Consider the following 16,893-nt stretch of genomic DNA (forward strand, 5'->3'; position numbering starts at 1 on the left):
GAGGGTCCGGCGACCGGCACGCCTCACGCTTTAGAGAGCCAACGCCGTTTTAAGTTCCTTAAATCAGCTTTAGTTTGTCGCTCCGAATTCATTCGTACAGCGGTTTTGCGAACTCTATATCTGTCGCGAGCGGGGCATACGTCCCGTTTTTTCTTCGCAAACGAGGCTGATCGGCCCATCGTCCGCGCAGACACGCCGCGCGACGGGAGCCGGATCACGGCGGGACACCCGACTGATCACATGGAACTCGTCCGGTTCGCTCTGAAGTTCCGCAAGAGCTTCTATGTTCTTGCCGTCCTCATGTTCCTCGCGGGCCTCGGCTCGATCGCCGTGGCGCCGAAGGACGTGCTCCCCGCCGTCGATATCCCGGTGGTGGTCGTGGTGTGGACCTACAACGGTCTCGACGCGACCGACATGGTCCAGCGCATCACGAACTACAGCGAGTTCTCGCTGTCGAGCAACGTGAACAACATCCGGCGGATCGAATCGACGTCGATCCAGGGCACGGTCACCGAGCGGATCTACTTCGATTCCGCCGTCAGCATCGATCTGGCGATGACCCAGGTCGACTCGGCGATGAACGCGATCCGCTCGCGCATGCCGCCGGGCGTGCAGCCCCCCGTCATCATGCGCTTCTCAGCCTCCTCGGTGCCGGTCATCCAGATGGCACTGTCGTCCTCCAAGCTGCCGCTCACGAGGGTCTTCGACTACGCGCAGTACCGGACCCGGCGGCGGCTCGCCGAGGTGCCGGGCTCAACGCTGCCCTCCCCTTACGGCGGCGCGCCGCGTCAGGTCATGGTCGACCTCGACCCCGCCAAGTTGCGCGCGATCGGCATGACGCCGCTCGATGTCCTGAACGAGGTCCTCAAGCAGAACCTCGTCGTGCCCTCGGGCCTCGCGAAGATCGGGACGCAGCAATACACGGTGCGGCTGAATTCGAGCCCTCAGCTGGTCGATCAGCTCAACCGCATTCCGATCAAGGTCGAGAACAACCAGCCGGTCCTGCTGCGCGACGTCGCCCACGTCCGCGACGGTTCCCCCCCGCAGATCAACATCGTCCGCGCCGACGGCCACCACTCCGTGCTCCTCCAAGTCCTCAAGAACGGCGCGGCCTCGACCCTCGACGTCGTGAACGCCGTCAAGGCCGCCCTGCCGGACATCCACGCCGCCGCGCCGAAGGGCATGACCATCACGCCGCTGTTCGATCAGTCGGTCTTCGTCTCCGACGCCATCTCCGACGTGGTGCGCGAGGCGGTGATCGCGGCCGGGCTCACCGGCCTCGCCATCCTGCTGTTCCTGGGCTCCTGGCGGTCGACCATCGTGGTGCTGGTCTCGATCCCGCTCTGCATCCTGACGTCCCTGTCGATCCTGGTCGCCCTCGGCCAGACCATCAACGTCATGACGCTGGGCGGCCTCGCCCTGGCCGTCGGCATCCTGGTGGACGACGCGACGGTGGCCATCGAGAACACCTACCGGATGTTCGAGGAGGGCTTCTCCTTCCGGCGCTCGGTGGTGGAGGGCGTGGCCGGCATCGCCAAGCCGGCCCTGATCTCCACGCTGGCGATCTGCTCGGCCTTCTCGGCCGTCTTCTTCCTCACCGACGCGCCCCGCTACCTCTTCGTCCCGCAGGCCGAGGCGGTCGTCTTCGCGATGCTGACCTCCTACCTCCTGTCGCGGACGCTGGTGGCGATCCTCATCGACGTCCTCGTCGCCCCGGAATACGCCCGGCATCACGGCGGCGCGGCCGCCGCGGCCGGCCGCGTGTCGCCACCCCGCCGCCGCTCGGTCCTCGGCCGGATCCTCGGCGTCGCGACCCGGCCGGTCGGCTGGGCGCTCCGGTATCCGCTGCGCGGCGCCCTGGCCTTCCGCAACGCGTTCGAGCGCGGCTTCGCGCGCTTCCACGCCGGCTATGTCGGCCTCCTCGCCGCGGTGCTCGGCCATCCGGCCCGCGCGCTGTGCGGCGCGCTCGCCGTCTTCGCGGTGACGGCCGCGATCTTCCCCTTCGTCGGCCAGGACTACTTTCCGCAGATCGAAGCCAGCCAGATGACCCTGCATATCCGCACGCGTCCGGGGGAGCGGATCGAGCAGGCGGAGAAGACCTTCGCGCAGGTCGAGGACGTGGTCCGGCAGGTGGTCCCGAAGGACGAGCTCGGGCTTATCCTGGATAACATCGGCCTCCCGGCCTCCAACTACAACTTCGCCTTCCTGGACGCCTCGTTCGTCGCGTACAACGACGGGCAGATGCTCATCAACCTGAAGGGCGAGCACAAGCCGATCTCATTCTACGAGAAGCGGCTGCGCCGGGTCCTGCACCAGGCGTTCCCCGAGGACATCTTCTACTTCCAGCCGTCCGACATCATCACGCAGATCCTGAATTTCGGGACCGTCGCGCAGATCGACGTGCAGGTCTCCGGACGGCACGATGCCGAGGACCTCGCGGTGGCGCAGGACCTCGTCCGCCGCATCGCGGCCGTCCGGGGTGCCGTCGACGTCCACCTGCATCAGGTCGTCGACGCCCCGCAGATGTACGTGAACGTCGACCGCAGGCTGGCCTCCGAGATGGGCGTCAGCGAGCAGTCCATCGCGCAGAACCTCAACGTCTCGCTCTCCGGCTCCTTCCAGGTCAGCCCGAACTTCTGGGCCGATCCCAAGTCCGGCATGCCGTACCAGCTCTGGGTTCAGACGCCGGAATGGCGCAACGCCGACATCGCGCAGCTGATGAACACGCCGGTGTCGGTGCACGCGACCGCGCAGGACCGGCCCGGCATCCCGATCCTGCTGTCGAACATCGCCACGATGCAGCGGCAGCCGGAGCAGACGGTCATCAACCACGTCAATCAGCAGCCGACCTTCGACATCCTCGCCAACGTCCAGAACGCCGATCTCGGCAGCGTCCGCAACGCCGTGGACCGGATCGTCGCCGAGGAGCAGGTCCGGCTCCCGGCCCCGGACAAGATCCATGTCCGCGGTCAGATCGAGAGCATGGAGAGCGCGTTCTCGCGCATCGAGCTCGGGCTGGGGATCGCGCTGGTGGCGGTCTACCTGCTCCTCGTCCTGAACTACCAGACCTGGATCGATCCCTTCGTGGTCATCGCCGCCCTGCCGCTGGCCTTCTGCGGCATCGTGATGAGCCTGTTCATCACCAGCACGGCGTTCTCGATCCCCGCCCTGTTCGGCGCGATCATGTCGGTCGGCGTGGCGAGCGCGAACTCGATCCTGCTCGTAACCTTCGCCAAGGAGCACCGCGAGGCCACCGGCTGCTCGGCCCGCGAGGCCGCGCTGATGGCCGGCCATACCCGCCTCCGGCCGGTGCTCATGACCGCCTCCGCGATGTTCCTGGGCCTGATCCCGATGGCGATCGGGGCCGGCGAGGGCGCCGAGCAGAACGCCGCCCTCGCCCGCGCGGTCATGGGCGGGATCGGGATGGGCACCGTCTCGACCCTGCTCTTCGTCCCCCTTCTCTACACCCTGCTCCGCCGCAACCCGATCAAGCCCCTCGAGGATTATTGATGACCCGATTCACCGACGCCCCCGGGAGCGGCGCCGAGGCTGCCGCGCGGGCGCACCAGCACGCGGTCGAGATCGACCCGCTGCGGCGGGACGGGGCCGGCGAGGCCTTCGTCCACGCGGTGCCGCCGCCGCCGCGCAAGCGCCCGTTCCTCGTGACGTTCCTGGCACTCGGCAGCGCCCTCAGCCTCGGCGCCTGGCACCATTGGGAAACCTACCAGGCCTCCCTGGAGACCCAGGCCGAGGCCGTGAACTTCGTTCCGACGGTCCGCACCGGGCCGGCGCAGGTGGATGCCGGGCCGATCACGCTGACCCTGCCGGGCCAGACCGAGGCCTTCGACCATGCCGACATCTTCGCCCGCGCCACCGGCTACATCGCCGAGCGCCGGGTCGACATCGGGTCGCGGGTGAGGAAGGGCGATCTCCTGGTCCGGATCGCCGCGCCGGACCTCGACCAGCAGGCCCGGCAGGCCGAGGCCCAGCTCGGCCAGTTCAAGGCGCAGCTCGCGGTCGCGCAGGCGGATGTCGAGCAGGCCAAGGCCAGCGTGACGCTCGCGAACGCCACCGATGCCCGCACCGCGACCCTGGCCGGGCAAGGCTGGGCCTCGAAGCAGAATGCCGACCAGACCCGGGCCGGTATGCTGACCGCGACCGCCTCCCTGGCCGCCGCGCAGGCGAAGGTGAAGGTCGCGGAGGCCAACATCACCGCCCAGCAGGCCACCGTCGAACGGCTCCGCACGCTGACGACCTTCGAGAACGTCGTCGCACCGTTCGACGGCATCGTGACCGCCCGCAAGGTCGATGTCGGCGATCTCGTCCACGGCGATGCCGGATCCGGGTCCCCGCTCTTCACCATCGACAGCACCGACGTCCTGCGCGTCGCGGTCCAGGTGCCGCAATCGGCCGCCGTGGGCATCCACGACGGCGTGAAGGCGCGCGTCCAGGTCGCGCAGATCCCGGACCGCACCTTCGCCGGCACGGTCTCGCGCAGCTCGGTGGCTCTCCAATCCTCTGTGCGGACGCTGGACACCGAGGTCGACGTCGCCAATCCGGACCGGGTCCTGCGGCCCGGCCTCTACGTCGCCGTCACCTTCGAGGTGCCGCGCACCCATCCGCGCGTGATCGTGCCGTCCGAGGCGCTCATCTTCGACGCGGGCGGCACGCGGGTGGCCGTGGTCGGTGCGGACGACACCGTGCGCCTCCGGCCGATCACGATCGCGCGCGATCTCGGCACGCGCCTCGAGCTGCGCAGCGGCCTCGAGAGCGGCGAGGCCGTGGTCCTCAATCCGCCGGCCGGCCTGCGGGACGGCAGCCGCGTCCTCACCAGGGGCTCCGTCGCCGCGCAGACCCCGACAGCCAAGCTCTCCGAGCAGGCGAGCGCGGAGTGAGACGCATGGTCCAGATCCCCCGCGCCCCTGTAAGCTTCGCCGCCTCGATCCCGCGGACCGGCAGCCGCGACCGGACACCATTTGACTCCGGGACCGAAGAGGATAATTCCACCCCTCCCTCCGAGCCGCAGGAGACCAGACAGGGCCGGCGAATACATAATAAGAAGGAAAAACGGATGGCCAGCGTATTGGTAGTCGAAGACGACCGGAGGGTCGCCGCCGAGATCGGGTCGGCCCTCGCGGAATACGGTTTTCAGGTGGACGAGGCGCCGAGCGGCAGCATCGGATTACGCAAGGCCCTCGACGGTAACTTTGACGTGATCGTGCTAGACCGGATGCTACCGGAGATCGATGGCCTGTCGCTGCTCACCGAGCTGCGCGCCGCCAAGGTCTCGACGCCGGTCCTGATCCTCAGCGCCCTGTCGGCCGTCAACGAGCGCGTCGACGGGCTGCGCGCCGGCGGCGACGACTATCTCGCCAAGCCGTTCGAGTTCATCGAACTCACCGCCCGCGTCGACGCGCTCGCCCGGCGCAAGATGGCGGCCGAGGCGGTGAACGAACTCGTCGTCGGCGATCTCCGCCTGGATCTGATCGAGCGCGTGCTCTACTGCGCGGACCGCGAGATCGAACTCCTGCCGAAGGAGTTCGCGATCATCGAGTTCCTGATGGAGAACGCCGGCACGCTGGTGAGCCGGAAGATGATCTTCGAGTCGGTCTGGGGCTACAGCTTTAATCACCAGTCGAGCGTCATCGACGTCCATATCGGCAAGATCCGCAAGAAGCTCGATCCCGACGGGCTGAACCCGCGGATCCACACGGTGCGCAACACGGGCTTCATCCTCCGTGCGCCTTCTTGAGGTCCGGCGCACCAGCGGATTCCGGGTCGCGTGCCTGTTCTTCGCGACCTTCGGGACCGCGTCGCTCGCCCTGTCGGGCTTCCTCTACGTCGACACGCGCAGCTACGGCCGGAAGGCCGCGTTCGAGTGGGTCGAGTGGGAATCGAAGCACCTCCTGAACCTGTCGCCGCGCGCGCTGCGCGAGCGGATCGACGCGTCGGAGGATTTCGCCGAGGGGGGGCGGCCGCTCGTCCTGTTCGGGCCCGACCACGTGCGCCGCGCCGGCGCGCCGATCGCCTTCCCCGACCAGGCGCCGATCGGCCGGCCGTTCATCCTGTTGCAGCCATTGGGTCACCGCAGCCGCACGCTGTTCAGCCAGCTCACCCAGCTCCCGAGCGGCGAGTACGTCCTGGTGAGCCGCTCGGCCCAGGATCTTCAGGCCCTCGAGAAGGCGCTGGTCGAGACCTTCGTCTGGGGCATGGCCGCCACCATCGTGATCGGTCTGATCGGTGCCGTCGTGTTCGGTGCCGGCTCACTGCGGCAGAACGATGCGATCACCAAGGCGGTCGAGCGCATCATGCGCGGCGACCTGAGCGAGCGCCTCCCGACCCGCGGCGTCTCGGCCGACCTCGCCCACCTCACCCGCGTCGTCAACGACATGCTGGATCAGCTCGAGCGGCTGATGCTGGAGATCAAGGGCGTCAACGAGAACATCGCCCACGACCTGCGCACGCCGCTGACAAGGGTCGTGGGCACGCTCGAGCGGTCGCTGCGCAAGGCGGACAGCGTGGAGGCTTTCCGCGCCTGCAACGAGGACGTCCTGGCCGAGGTCAAGACCATCGTCATCCGGTTCTCGGCGCTCCTGCGCATCTCCGAGATGGAGGACCGCCTGCGGCGGTCGGGCTTCACCCAGGTCGATCTCGGGCGGCTGCTCGAGGACGCGGTGGAGTATTACGAGCCCCTGGCCATCGAGCGCGGCATCGCGCTCCTCTGGGAGCGGCCGGACCACACCTGCGCGATCGAGGGCGACCGCAGCCTGATCTTCGAGGCGGCGAGCAACCTGATCGACAATGCCCTGAAGTTCACGCCGGCCGGCGGACAGGTGACGGTCGCGCTGCTCCGGAACCCGACGGCCATCCAGGTCACGGATACCGGCTGCGGCATCCCCGCGGAGGAGCTGAGTGCCGTTCGCGCCCGGTACCGCCGCGGGGCACTGAAGACCGACAAGAGCGGATTCGGGATCGGCCTGAGCCTGGTCGATTCCATCGCGCGGCTGCACAGCGCCACCTTCGCGATCGCCAGCGACGGGACCGGATGCCGCGTGACCCTCAGCTGGACCCACACGGTCTCGGACAGTCCGTCCATCGCTCTCCTGCCGGCCGCTCCGCTCTGACACCGTCGCGCCCGGCCAATCCCGTCCCGCGGGATGTGCCGGGCGCGGTGCCGTCGAGGGGGGGCTCAGTAGGACGGCTGGCGGTGGTGGCGCTCGCGGCTGTTGAGACGGCTCCACTGGCGATTGGCCGGGACGGTCTCGATGGCGGTGGGCCGTTGGATCGCGGCGCTGTAGCCGGTCGCGCCTTCCCACATGCCGCCCGCCTTGTCGTTGCCCTCGGCGGCGGACCACGCGTCGAGGCCGCTGCCGTTCGTCCGGATGATGAGGCTCGGATCGATCGTCGCGCCGCGGTCCTGGGCGAGAGCAGGTCCCGCGATCAGCACCGCGCCCATGGAGCAGGCCAGGATGATGGTCTTCATGATGATCTCCCGTTTCAGAAGCTGTCGCTCGCCGGCGACGTGGGAGTAAGATGTGGGAAGACCGCTTTAAACTCTATATTTTATTGCGGAATAATTCTTTCCGTCTTTGATCCGCGTTCAATCTTGAAAGGATTTTTGAATTTTCCTCGGTGCGGAGGCCTGGGACCGCCTCCATCGCGCCTGCCGCGACCGGGCTCCGGGCCCGCGGCGCCCGGGGCTGACTGGCAGAGCCTTCCGGCGCGGAACCGCAGCGGACATGAAAAAGCCGACCGGTTGCCCGGTCGGCGAAGTCTTATGGGTCTGAAGCTCTGGGTCAGACCGGCCCTGCCCTGGTACCCGGGCCAGCCACTCTGAAACCATAGCATCCGCTCGCTCGGCGGCGAAGCAAGCCGCTGAAGAGCTGAGTCCGTTGTACAGGATTCTCCGCCGACCGCAAGTAAAAGATCTTTTATTTGTTAAATGAACCCGAATGAACGCGACGATTTACAAGACGCTCAAAACAAAAAAGCCCAGCCTTGCGGCTGGGCTCAAGATCAGACGATGCGCCGTCGAAGACGCGTCGGAACAGTTCAGAAATCCCGCTGCACGCGGAACCGGAATTGGGCCGCATCCTGCGAGTTGACGTAGCGCAGGGCGTTCTTGGAGATGTCGGGGGTGACGCCGCTGTTGAGCGCCGTGCGGACGTACTCGCCCTCGACGCCGATATCGAGGTCCTTCACCGGGGTCCAGATCAGGCTGGCGCCGGTGATCATCTGATTATTGCCCCGCAGGATGGGACTGGTGGAGAAGGCCAGAGCGTTCGACGCGCTGGCGCCCGCCGGGGCGAAGCCGAAGCCCAGGAGACCCAGCGCGTTGCGCCCCTTGGAGTTGTAGTCGATCTGCGCGTAGCTGCCGAAGAAGGCCGACCGCCAGGCGGGCGACCAGTAATGGAGAAGGGACGCGACAGCGGAGAACGAGGTCGACAGCTCGAGGCGGCCGGTCGCGGGATTGAGCACCGCGTCCGCGTAATACTGCGCGAACGAGCCGCCGCCGACCGGCGCCGCGCCGAGGGCGTCGTACGGAGCCGTGTAGTTCGAGATGCCCGTATAGGCGATGGCGCCCTGTCCGTAGGCGCCCTGCAGGTAGAGCGTGTCGCCGGTCGCGATGAACGGCAGGTTGACCTTCACGCCGCCCTGAACCGCCCAGCCATAGGCGTTCGAGGCGCGCCCCGTGGGCGAGATGCCCAGTCCGGTCGTCGCTGTGCTGATGCCGGCGACGGTGCTGCCGGCGTCTCCGGCATTGATCTCGTGGACGGCGGCGGAGAGCTGCGCCGAACCCCAGGCCTGATCGATGCGGGCCACACCGATGAAGTCCGGCATGCGGCTCTTCTGGGTGACGTCGACGAAGGCGACGTTTCCGGGCCCGACGACGATCGGCGCCAGCCAGGTCGCGGGCGTGAACGGGTTGAAGGCGTTGCTGTAGCCCGCGAAGCCGCCGCCGGCCGTGAAGGCACCGACAGCCGAGCCGGTGCCGAAGATCGGGAAGCGCCGGTAGGTCGGATCTTCCATCGAGGCACTCAGCGTGATGCCGTTCCCGAGGACCGCCGAGTAGGCGAGCAGGTTGGTGCTGAACGTGTCCGAACCGGCCGTGCCGCCGATCAGCTCGAAATCGTGCGCGTAGAAGTCGAAGAACGAGGACGCGCGACCCGCGGTGAGCCCGGCGAACTGGATGAAGGCCTTGTCGGCGTTGACGTAGGTCTGCGTGCGGCCGAAGGCGTCGGCGCCCAGGCCCGCGATGGCCAAGCTCTCGCGCTGCCGGGATCCCGAGGTCAGGAACGGGCCGCTGCGATTGGCGACGTCGATGCGCAGGAAGGCGCGTAGCGTTCCGTAGTCGGTCTGCGTCCGCGAATCGAGGTTCAGCCGCATCAGGCCGAGATAGCCGGTGAGGTCGCCGCCGCCGCCCGTGCGGACTTTGCTCGTCTGATACAGGAAGTCATAACGCGCCCTCCCGGACAAGCGAATGCAAGTATCTGTTCCGGGAATGTAGAAGAAACCGGCGCCATAGGCGTTGCAAACGCGCACGAACTCGACCGGCGCCGCCTTCCTTGTCGGGAGATCGGCAGCGGAGGCACCGCCGATCGGGATCATCAGGGCCGAGGAGCCCAACAACAGCGCCTTGAATCTGGTCATCATATCCCCGCATCCGACGCCGTGGACGTGCCACTGCAAGCGTCAACCCAATGATCCGCGTTCACGCACGTGTTCGGGTCTCGACACGGTGCGACGTCGCAGTGTTTCTGAGATTTGGCCGCTCTACCGGTCGGCAGCTTGACCGTATCCGTCAAGTAATGATTTTACAAATAAATTGCGTTTGCAATTTTCAACTGGAATTGACTTCATTAAAGATGTTTTTAGTTCTGAAACGATCACGGAAGCGGGAGCACGCGTGCGACGCGAGGCGGTGATCGCGGGTAGCGGCGAACAGCCGTCCGCTACCCACCACGAGCGCTTCCGGTGATCCGTCGACAGATCCCGGGGCGGCGGTCAGAGGGCCCGTCCCCGCGCGTCGCTGACCGGGAGATCGATCTGACGGGTGGCCCCGATGCCGGCCCGATGCCGAACCTGTCGGCCGCGCCCGCCTTCGATCGATGCCGGACGTGACCCCGGTAGCGCCGCCGCCGGGCGTAACCGCCGCATGCCCCGCCTATGAGACCGGATCGCGACCGCCGTTAAGCACGTTTATCAAGAGTTCAAGATTGCAAAGCTCGGCCATATCCCGCGGCCAGCAACATGATTTACAAAGTTCTAACGTAGCGCGTCCAATTTGCGGCGACGGTGCGGAGGATCGAATGTCGGAACCGCTGACCCTCGCGCCGCATCCGCCCGGCGGCGCCGATACCGCCCCCGGCTGGCGCAGCACGCCCGCCGCGCAGGTCGACCGGCATCCGCGCTCCGACGTCGGGACGATCGTGATCCACTGGATCGTCGCCATCGCCATGGTGGCGAGCCTCCTCACCGGCCTGCGCATCTCGGCCGACGCGCCTGTCGCGCGGACCGCGAAGTTCCTGGCACCCATGCTTCCGCAAGGGGAAGTCTGGACCGTCCACTTCGTGGCCGGCCTGACCCTGTTCTTCGGCATCACCGCCTATCTGATCTACCTCGTGCGCGGGCGGCTCACGGATCGCAACGGCCTGTCGCGGCTCCGCGCCCTCCGCGTCAGCGGGCGGACCAAGGCGGCCCGGAAGGCCCGGTGGGGCGGCATCAACGTCGCGCTGCACTGGCTGATCTACGCCGTCACGCTGGTCCTGACGGGCACCGGGGTCGCGCTCTATCTCGGCTACGGCGGCTGGGTCGTCTGGCTGCACGCCACCTGCGCGCTGGTGGCCCTGGCCTACATCGCGGTCCATACCCTCGCGCATTTCATGTACGGCGGGCTGTGGCAGCTCCTGCGGCTGTTCCGCCCGGCGGCCCTTGCGGACGGCGCGGCGCGGCGGCGACGGCCGCTCCTGGCGGCAGCCGTGATCGGTCTCCCGGTCGTCGGCGGCCTGGCCCTGGCGGACGTGAAGGGTCGCTCCACCCTGGTGGTCGACAAGGTGTCGGCCGGCCCCGACCTGTCCAAGCTCCTCGAGGATCCGGTCTGGCGGACCGCGCGGCCGGTCTCGGTCCGGACGATGCAGGGGGCCAATTTCGGTGGGACCGGCGAGACCACGGTCGAGATCCGCGCCGTCCGCGACGACGCGAACGTGTACTTCGCCTTCCGCTGGTGGGATCCGTCGCGCTCGCTCAAGCGCGTCCCGCTGATCAAGAAGGCGGACGGCTGGCACCTCCTCGACGTTGACGCCGCGCGCGCGGACGTGACCGGCTACTACGAGGACAAGCTGGCGGTGATCTTCTCGCGGTCCGACGCGTTCGGCAGCGGCGGCGCGACCCATCTCGGCGCCCGGCCCCTGCCGGACGCGCCCGCCCCGCTCAACGGCCGCGGCTACCACTACACCACCGACGGCAGCTACATCGACATGTGGCAGTGGAAGGCGGCCCGCGGCGGCATGCTCGGCGTCGTCGAGGACATGCATATCGGCCCGCCCACCGATCCCACCGCCGCCGAGCGGGCCGTGAAGGGCCGCTACCAGGCCGGCTACTGGGGCGACCCCGGCACCAGCGCGTACCGCTACAACTTCAAGTTTGAGGGTCCGGGCGGCTACGCGGGCGCGGTCGAGCCGCTGCGGCTTCCCAGGGACTGGCAGGCGACGGTGGCGAGGCTGGGCACCGTGGATCTCGCCGTCGATGCCAGCACCTCGCCGGGCTCGGCGTGGTGGATGGTCGAGAAGACCGAGACGGTGCCGTACTCGGCGGCCGCCGACGCGGAGATCCCGGTCGGGACCGTCATGCCGGGCGTGCTCCTGACCGACGGCTATACCGGGGACCGCGCCGGGATCTCGGCGGCGGCCGACTGGGCCGACGACCACTGGACCCTGGTGGCCTCGCGCAAGATCGCGACCGGCAGCAAGTACGACGTCGATTTCCTGCCCGGGAACACCTTCTACCTGTACGTCTCGGCCTTCGACCACACGCAGACGCGCCACACGCGGCACATGCGGCCGGTCGAAGTCCTGCTGCGCTGAGGCCGGAGCGCGCCATGGCCGATCATGTCACCCTCGTCATCAACGGACGGCGCGTCGGCGCCCGTGCCGGTCAGACCCTGCTCGACGCGGGTCTGGCGGCCGGCCGGGCGATCCCGCACGACTGCGCCACCGGTCAGTGCGACACCTGCCGCGTCCGGATCCACGCGGGCGCGGTGGACGACGCGGGGACGCGCGTCGGCGACACCGTGCAGGCCTGCCGGGCCCGCCTGACCACCGACGCGGTCATCGAGTTCGATGAGGTTCCCGAGACCGTCCGGCGGTCCGGGACCGTGGACCGCGTGGTCGATCTCACCGCCGAGATCGTCGAAGTCACGGTCGCGCTGCGCAAGCGGCTGACCTACCTGCCGGGGCAGTATGTCCGGGTCTCCTTCGCCGGGCTGCCCGCGCGGGACTACAGTCCGACGCTGCGCGCGGACGGGTCGGGCGAATTGAACGAGCTGATCTTCCAGATCCGCCGCCAGCCCGACGGCGCGGTCTCGCCGCTGCTCGGCGGCAGGATCGGACCGGGCGCGGCGGTGAAGGTCGAGGGCCCGTTCGGGACCGCCTTCCACCGTCTCGGCCGCGGGCGCCTCGTCATCGTCTCGTCGGGCGTCGGCTGGGCGCCCGCCTGGGCGGTCGCGCGCGCGAGCCGCCTGCGCGAACCGGAGCGCGACCTGCTCGTCGTGGCCGGCGCACGGCACCCGCATAACCTCTACATGCGCCCGGCGCTCGACTGGCTGCGCGAGCGGGGAGCGACGACGATCCTGACCTGCAGCGGCGGCAACCCGCCGCCGGATGCGCGGGCCGGGCGGCCGACCCTTCACATGCCGATGCTCACCCGGGACGACACCGTCCTCGCGGCCGGCGCCCCCGAGATGGTCGCGGCAGTCCAGTTCCTCGCCGCGGCCACCGGTGCGACCTGCTACGCCGATCCCTTCTACGCGTCCGCGCGCGGCGCGGACGGCAACCCGGCGTCCGACGCCAATTTCCTCCAGCGCTTCCTGCAGCGCGTGGCGGGTCATCGGACCGCTAAAACGCAGCCTGTCGCCTAGCAGATCGTCAACCACATCTTCAGTGTACGGTATCCGGTGACCTTGAGTTAAGCACTCGCGGCGCATTCTCCTTTTATGGCTCTGTTATTCACGAATCCTGGGCGTATCATCGCGGGCGGGATCATCCTCCTCGCGCAGTCGGCCGCCGTCCGCGCGGACGATCTCCCGGTCGTCGGGACGGGCGACGGGATCGAGATGCTCCAGGCCGTGGCGGCCGCCTACAACGCCGAGAGCGGGCAGACCCGCGTGTCGGTCCCGCCGAGCATCGGCTCCGGCGGCGCCGTGGCGGCCGTGGGCGGCGAGCGCCAGAGGCTCGGACGGGTGGCGCGCCCGCTGACCGAGGCGGAGAAAGCCCAGGGCTTGGTCGAAGTGCCGCTCGCCCGCATCCCCTCGGCGATCTTCGTCCACCAGGGGGCCGGCGTCACGAACCTGACGAGCACGCAGGTCGCGGCGATCTTCGCGGGCACGATCGACAACTGGAGCGCCCTCGGCGGACCCGACCTCAAGATCCGCGTCGTCCGCCGCGAGGACACGGACAGCACGCTGTCGGTGCTGCGGGCGACCATGCCGGGCTGGCGCGACCTCGTCCTGACCAGCCGCTCGAAGACAGCGACGACGACTCAGGACGCGATCGCTACGGTGCGTGAGACGCCCGGCGCGATCGGCTTCGGCCCGTACTCGCCGGCGCTCGCGGGCGATCTCGCGGTGCTGACGATCGACGGGCGCGCGCCGCGCGATCCGGCCTATCCGAGCGCCGTGACTCTGGCGCTCATCTACAAGGCCGCCACGCGCGACGCGGCGGCGGCCGCGTTCGTCGCCTTCGCGACGTCCGATCGCGCCGGGCAGGTCATGGCGGAGCGGGGCGGCGCCCCGCTCAGGCCGTGACCGGGACCGTCTTCTCGCGATCCCTGCGCGCGCGCCTCGTCGGCGCCACGCTCTCGACGGCCGCGGTCGCGCTGGCGGCACTGGTCTTCCTGGTGGTCCTGCGCTCCGGGCAGACGCTCCGCGAGCAGGCGCAGGAGGTCTCGACCTGGTCCGAGGCCCAGCTATCCGACCGCCTGCTCAGCGACGCCAAGCTCGCCGCCGCCCGGCTCCAGATGCAGCGCGAGGACGTCGAGCGGCGCTTCGCCACCATGGCGAAGCGCTGGGACGTCGCCAAGGCGGTCTTCTCCGGCAACACGGTGGCGGCCTCGGAGCTGCTCCGGCCGGCTCTGGCCCTCGCCGATCTCGACGGCGCCATCGCCTTCGATCTGAATCTCCGCGCCCTCACCGCCGACCGCGTCGACGCGGACCTCCTCGCCGCCAACGCGGCGTTCGGGACGTCACCGGTCGCGGCGGCCCTGCGCGCCGTGCTCGCCCGCAACGACCGGGAGCACGCGGACGGGTTCGTGCGGTCTCTGCCGTGGGACGACGCGCTGGCGCGGGCGCTCGCCGCCAACGAGAGCGGCACGGTCGCCGACATCTTCGGCCAGCCGCTGTTCGACGATTTCGGCGAGGTGATCGGGGGCCTCGTCGGTTACCGCATCCTGCGCCCGCACGAGCCGACCCTGACGGCCTTCGCGTCGCTCAGCGGACGCGACGTCCTCATCCTCGCCGGCCAGAACCTCCTGTCCTCGGCCGGCTCCGCGGTCTCGAACGCCCAGCTCGGACCCGCTTCGGGTGCGCAGCTGCACGCCGTGCTCGGGGCCGAGAAGGTGGCGCGCTGCGTCCCGCAGCCGCCTGACATCCGCCTCTGCGTCGCGGCGCCGCTGCGGGAGCTGCAGCAACTCGCCGGCAAGGTCGTGGGCATCGGCGAGGAGAGCTCGCGCTCGCTCCTGCGGACACTCAGCGTCGTCGCGGGTCTCACCCTGTGCCTGGTCGCCGTGGTCCTGCTCGTCCTGTCGAGCCGGATCACCCGCCCGCTGGTGCGCATCACGCAGACGGTCTCCGAGGTCGCGCGCGGCAACTGGCACGTCAGTGTGCCCGATATCGACCGGGCCGACGAGGTCGGCGATATCGCGCGCGCCGTCGTGGTGCTCGAGCACTCCCTCTCGGAGCGCGACCAACTGCGCGACGACGTGTTCCGGCAGAACACGGTCCTGACGGAGCGCGAGCGGCAGCTCCAGGAGCAGAACGAGCGGTTCGACGCGGCCCTGAACAACATGTCCCAGGGCCTGTGCATGTTCGGAGCCCGGGGCCGGCTCAAGGTCTACAATGCCCAATTCTGCCGGATCTACGGGATCGCTCCCGGCGCGCTGGATCTCGAACCGACGCAGGACGACGTTCGCCGGCTCGCGGGTCTCGCGGACGGGTCGGACGCGGAAGGCGGGTCGAGCCGCCGGACCCTAACCCGGACGCTCGCCGACGGCCGCTGCGTGGAGATCACGGTCGAGCCGATGGCCGATGGCGGCTGGGTGGAGACGCACGAGGACGTCACCGCGAGTGTCACCGCGCAGGCGCGGATCGCGCATCTCGCGACCCACGACGCGCTGACCGGCCTGTCGAACCGCGCCCTGCTGGCCGACCGCCTGGCGGCCGCCTTCGCGGACCGTGCGGGGGACGACCGGGCGGTGACGGTGATCTGCCTCGATCTCGACGACTTCAAGGGCATCAACGACACCCTCGGGCATCCGGCCGGAGACGAGCTCCTCCGGCAGGTCGGCCGTCGCCTGAGCGGCCTGTGCCCGCCCGGCGGCACGGTGGCGCGCCTCGGCGGCGACGAGTTCGCGATGGTGCTGTCCGAGGCAAATCTGCCGGACGGCGTCCTCGCCCTGGCCGAGCAGATCCTGATCCAGCTCAGGCGGCCGTTCTTCCTCGCCGGTCAATTCGTGTCCGTCGACGGGAGTCTGGGCATCGCGGTGTCCGGCGCGCAGGATACCGACGGCGACGATCTGCTGCGGCGCGCCGACGTCGCCCTCTACGCCGCGAAGGCCGACGGCGGTCGGCGCGTCCGGGTCTTCGAGCAGGAGATGGAGGAGCGCCAGAACCAGCGGCGCTGGCTGGAACGCGAGCTGCGGCTGGCGATCGGCACCGCGCAGATCGCGCTGCACTATCAACCCCTGTTCGACCTGACGACGAACGCGGTGACGAGCTTCGAGGCCCTGGCCCGGTGGCACCATCCGGAGCGCGGGATGATCTCGCCCGGCGAGTTCATCCCGGTGGCCGAGGCGACCGGGCTGATCGACGCCCTCGGCGCCTACGTGCTCGAGCGGGCCTGCGCCGATGCCATGACGTGGCCCGGATCCCTCCGGGTCGCCGTCAACATTTCCCCGATCCAGTTCCGGGAAGGCAATCTCGACCGTTTCGTCGAGGAGGTCTTGCTCAAGACCCGGCTGCCGAGCCAGCGGCTGGAGCTGGAAATCACCGAGTCGGTGATCCTGAGCCAGGATCAGGCGAGCTTCGACATGCTGAACCGCCTCCGCCGCCTCGGCGTGCGGTTCTCGATGGACGATTTCGGGACCGGCTACTCGTCCCTCAGCTCGCTGAACACGTTCCGCTTCGACAAGATCAAGCTGGACCAGTCTTTCGTCCGGAATCTCCTCGAGAAGGACGAGGCCGCGGCCATCGTCCACGTGGTGGCCGAGCTCGGCCGCAGCCTGAAGATCACGACGACGGCCGAGGGTGTCGAGACCCCCGAGCAGCTGGCCCGGCTGCGGGCGAGCGGGTTCTCGGAGGTCCAGGGCTACCTGCTCAGCAAACCGATCCCGGCCGCCGCGGTGGCCGCCTTCATCGACGCGCAGGAGAACCTCCACGTCGCGGCCTGACGGGAGACCGGCGCC

The 16,893-nt window shown here is 69.0% G+C and carries 10 protein-coding genes; 8 read left to right on the forward strand and 2 right to left on the reverse strand.

From position 1 onward, the window contains the following. The first annotated feature begins 240 nt into the window (after positions 1-240). From ACLBXO_RS06270 to ACLBXO_RS06285, 4 genes are all read left to right on the forward strand, one after another. Positions 241-3,510, forward strand: coding sequence for an efflux RND transporter permease subunit (locus ACLBXO_RS06270; RefSeq protein WP_447684831.1), 3,270 nt, complete (start codon positions 241-243; stop codon positions 3,508-3,510). Continuing rightward, positions 3,510-4,895 (forward strand): efflux RND transporter periplasmic adaptor subunit, encoded by a 1,386-nt coding sequence (locus tag ACLBXO_RS06275; protein ID WP_447684832.1) that lies wholly within the window; start codon positions 3,510-3,512, stop codon positions 4,893-4,895. Before ACLBXO_RS06270 ends, ACLBXO_RS06275 begins: the two co-directional genes overlap by 1 nt. A gap of 176 nt (positions 4,896-5,071) precedes the next feature. Continuing rightward, positions 5,072-5,752, forward strand: coding sequence for a response regulator transcription factor (locus ACLBXO_RS06280; RefSeq protein ID WP_331312489.1), 681 nt, complete (start codon positions 5,072-5,074; stop codon positions 5,750-5,752). Then, entirely contained in the window at positions 5,739-7,124 is a 1,386-nt protein-coding gene (locus tag ACLBXO_RS06285; RefSeq protein ID WP_447684833.1) for a sensor histidine kinase, read from the forward strand. Before ACLBXO_RS06280 ends, ACLBXO_RS06285 begins: the two co-directional genes overlap by 14 nt. A gap of 65 nt (positions 7,125-7,189) precedes the next feature. On the opposite strand, the gene ACLBXO_RS06290 is transcribed toward ACLBXO_RS06285, so the two are convergent. Together ACLBXO_RS06290 and ACLBXO_RS06295 are read right to left on the reverse strand one after the other, a co-directional pair. Then, complete coding sequence (locus ACLBXO_RS06290; RefSeq protein ID WP_331312405.1) at positions 7,190-7,483, reverse strand: hypothetical protein; 294 nt, start codon at positions 7,481-7,483, stop codon at positions 7,190-7,192. A 569-nt stretch (positions 7,484-8,052) separates the two neighbouring features. Then, on the reverse strand, positions 8,053-9,651 hold the full coding sequence (locus ACLBXO_RS06295; RefSeq protein WP_419539277.1) for a porin: 1,599 nt from the start codon (positions 9,649-9,651) through the stop codon (positions 8,053-8,055). Positions 9,652-10,310: 659 nt separating this feature from the next. On the opposite strand from ACLBXO_RS06295, the gene ACLBXO_RS06300 reads away from it, so the two are divergent. The 4 genes from ACLBXO_RS06300 to ACLBXO_RS06315 all read left to right on the forward strand — a co-directional run bounded on the left by ACLBXO_RS06300 (position 10,311) and on the right by ACLBXO_RS06315 (position 16,878). Continuing rightward, positions 10,311-12,083, forward strand: a complete 1,773-nt coding sequence (locus ACLBXO_RS06300) for an ethylbenzene dehydrogenase-related protein (protein ID WP_447684834.1) — start codon at positions 10,311-10,313, stop codon at positions 12,081-12,083. A gap of 14 nt (positions 12,084-12,097) precedes the next feature. Continuing rightward, on the forward strand, positions 12,098-13,135 hold the full coding sequence (locus ACLBXO_RS06305; RefSeq protein ID WP_447684835.1) for a 2Fe-2S iron-sulfur cluster-binding protein: 1,038 nt from the start codon (positions 12,098-12,100) through the stop codon (positions 13,133-13,135). Between the two features lie 75 nt (positions 13,136-13,210). Then, positions 13,211-14,020, forward strand: coding sequence for a PstS family phosphate ABC transporter substrate-binding protein (locus ACLBXO_RS06310; RefSeq protein ID WP_331312409.1), 810 nt, complete (start codon positions 13,211-13,213; stop codon positions 14,018-14,020). Beyond that, entirely contained in the window at positions 14,017-16,878 is a 2,862-nt protein-coding gene (locus tag ACLBXO_RS06315; protein WP_447684836.1) for a putative bifunctional diguanylate cyclase/phosphodiesterase, read from the forward strand. Before ACLBXO_RS06310 ends, ACLBXO_RS06315 begins: the two co-directional genes overlap by 4 nt. The last annotated feature ends 15 nt before the right edge of the window (positions 16,879-16,893 follow it).

This window comes from Methylobacterium sp. C33D (genome assembly GCF_053345825.1).

Bases quoted from the DNA above. Each gene is read 5' to 3' on its own strand.
- ACLBXO_RS06270 (WP_447684831.1), top strand. From the start codon at position 241: ATGGAACTCGTCCGGTTCGCTCTGAAGTTCCGCAAGAGCTTCTATGTT.
- ACLBXO_RS06275 (WP_447684832.1), top strand. From the start codon at position 3,510: ATGACCCGATTCACCGACGCCCCCGGGAGCGGCGCCGAGGCTGCCGCG.
- ACLBXO_RS06280 (WP_331312489.1), top strand. From the start codon at position 5,072: ATGGCCAGCGTATTGGTAGTCGAAGACGACCGGAGGGTCGCCGCCGAG.
- ACLBXO_RS06290 (WP_331312405.1), bottom strand. From the start codon at position 7,483: ATGAAGACCATCATCCTGGCCTGCTCCATGGGCGCGGTGCTGATCGCG.
- ACLBXO_RS06295 (WP_419539277.1), bottom strand. From the start codon at position 9,651: ATGACCAGATTCAAGGCGCTGTTGTTGGGCTCCTCGGCCCTGATGATC.
- ACLBXO_RS06300 (WP_447684834.1), top strand. From the start codon at position 10,311: ATGTCGGAACCGCTGACCCTCGCGCCGCATCCGCCCGGCGGCGCCGAT.
- ACLBXO_RS06305 (WP_447684835.1), top strand. From the start codon at position 12,098: ATGGCCGATCATGTCACCCTCGTCATCAACGGACGGCGCGTCGGCGCC.
- ACLBXO_RS06310 (WP_331312409.1), top strand. From the start codon at position 13,211: ATGGCTCTGTTATTCACGAATCCTGGGCGTATCATCGCGGGCGGGATC.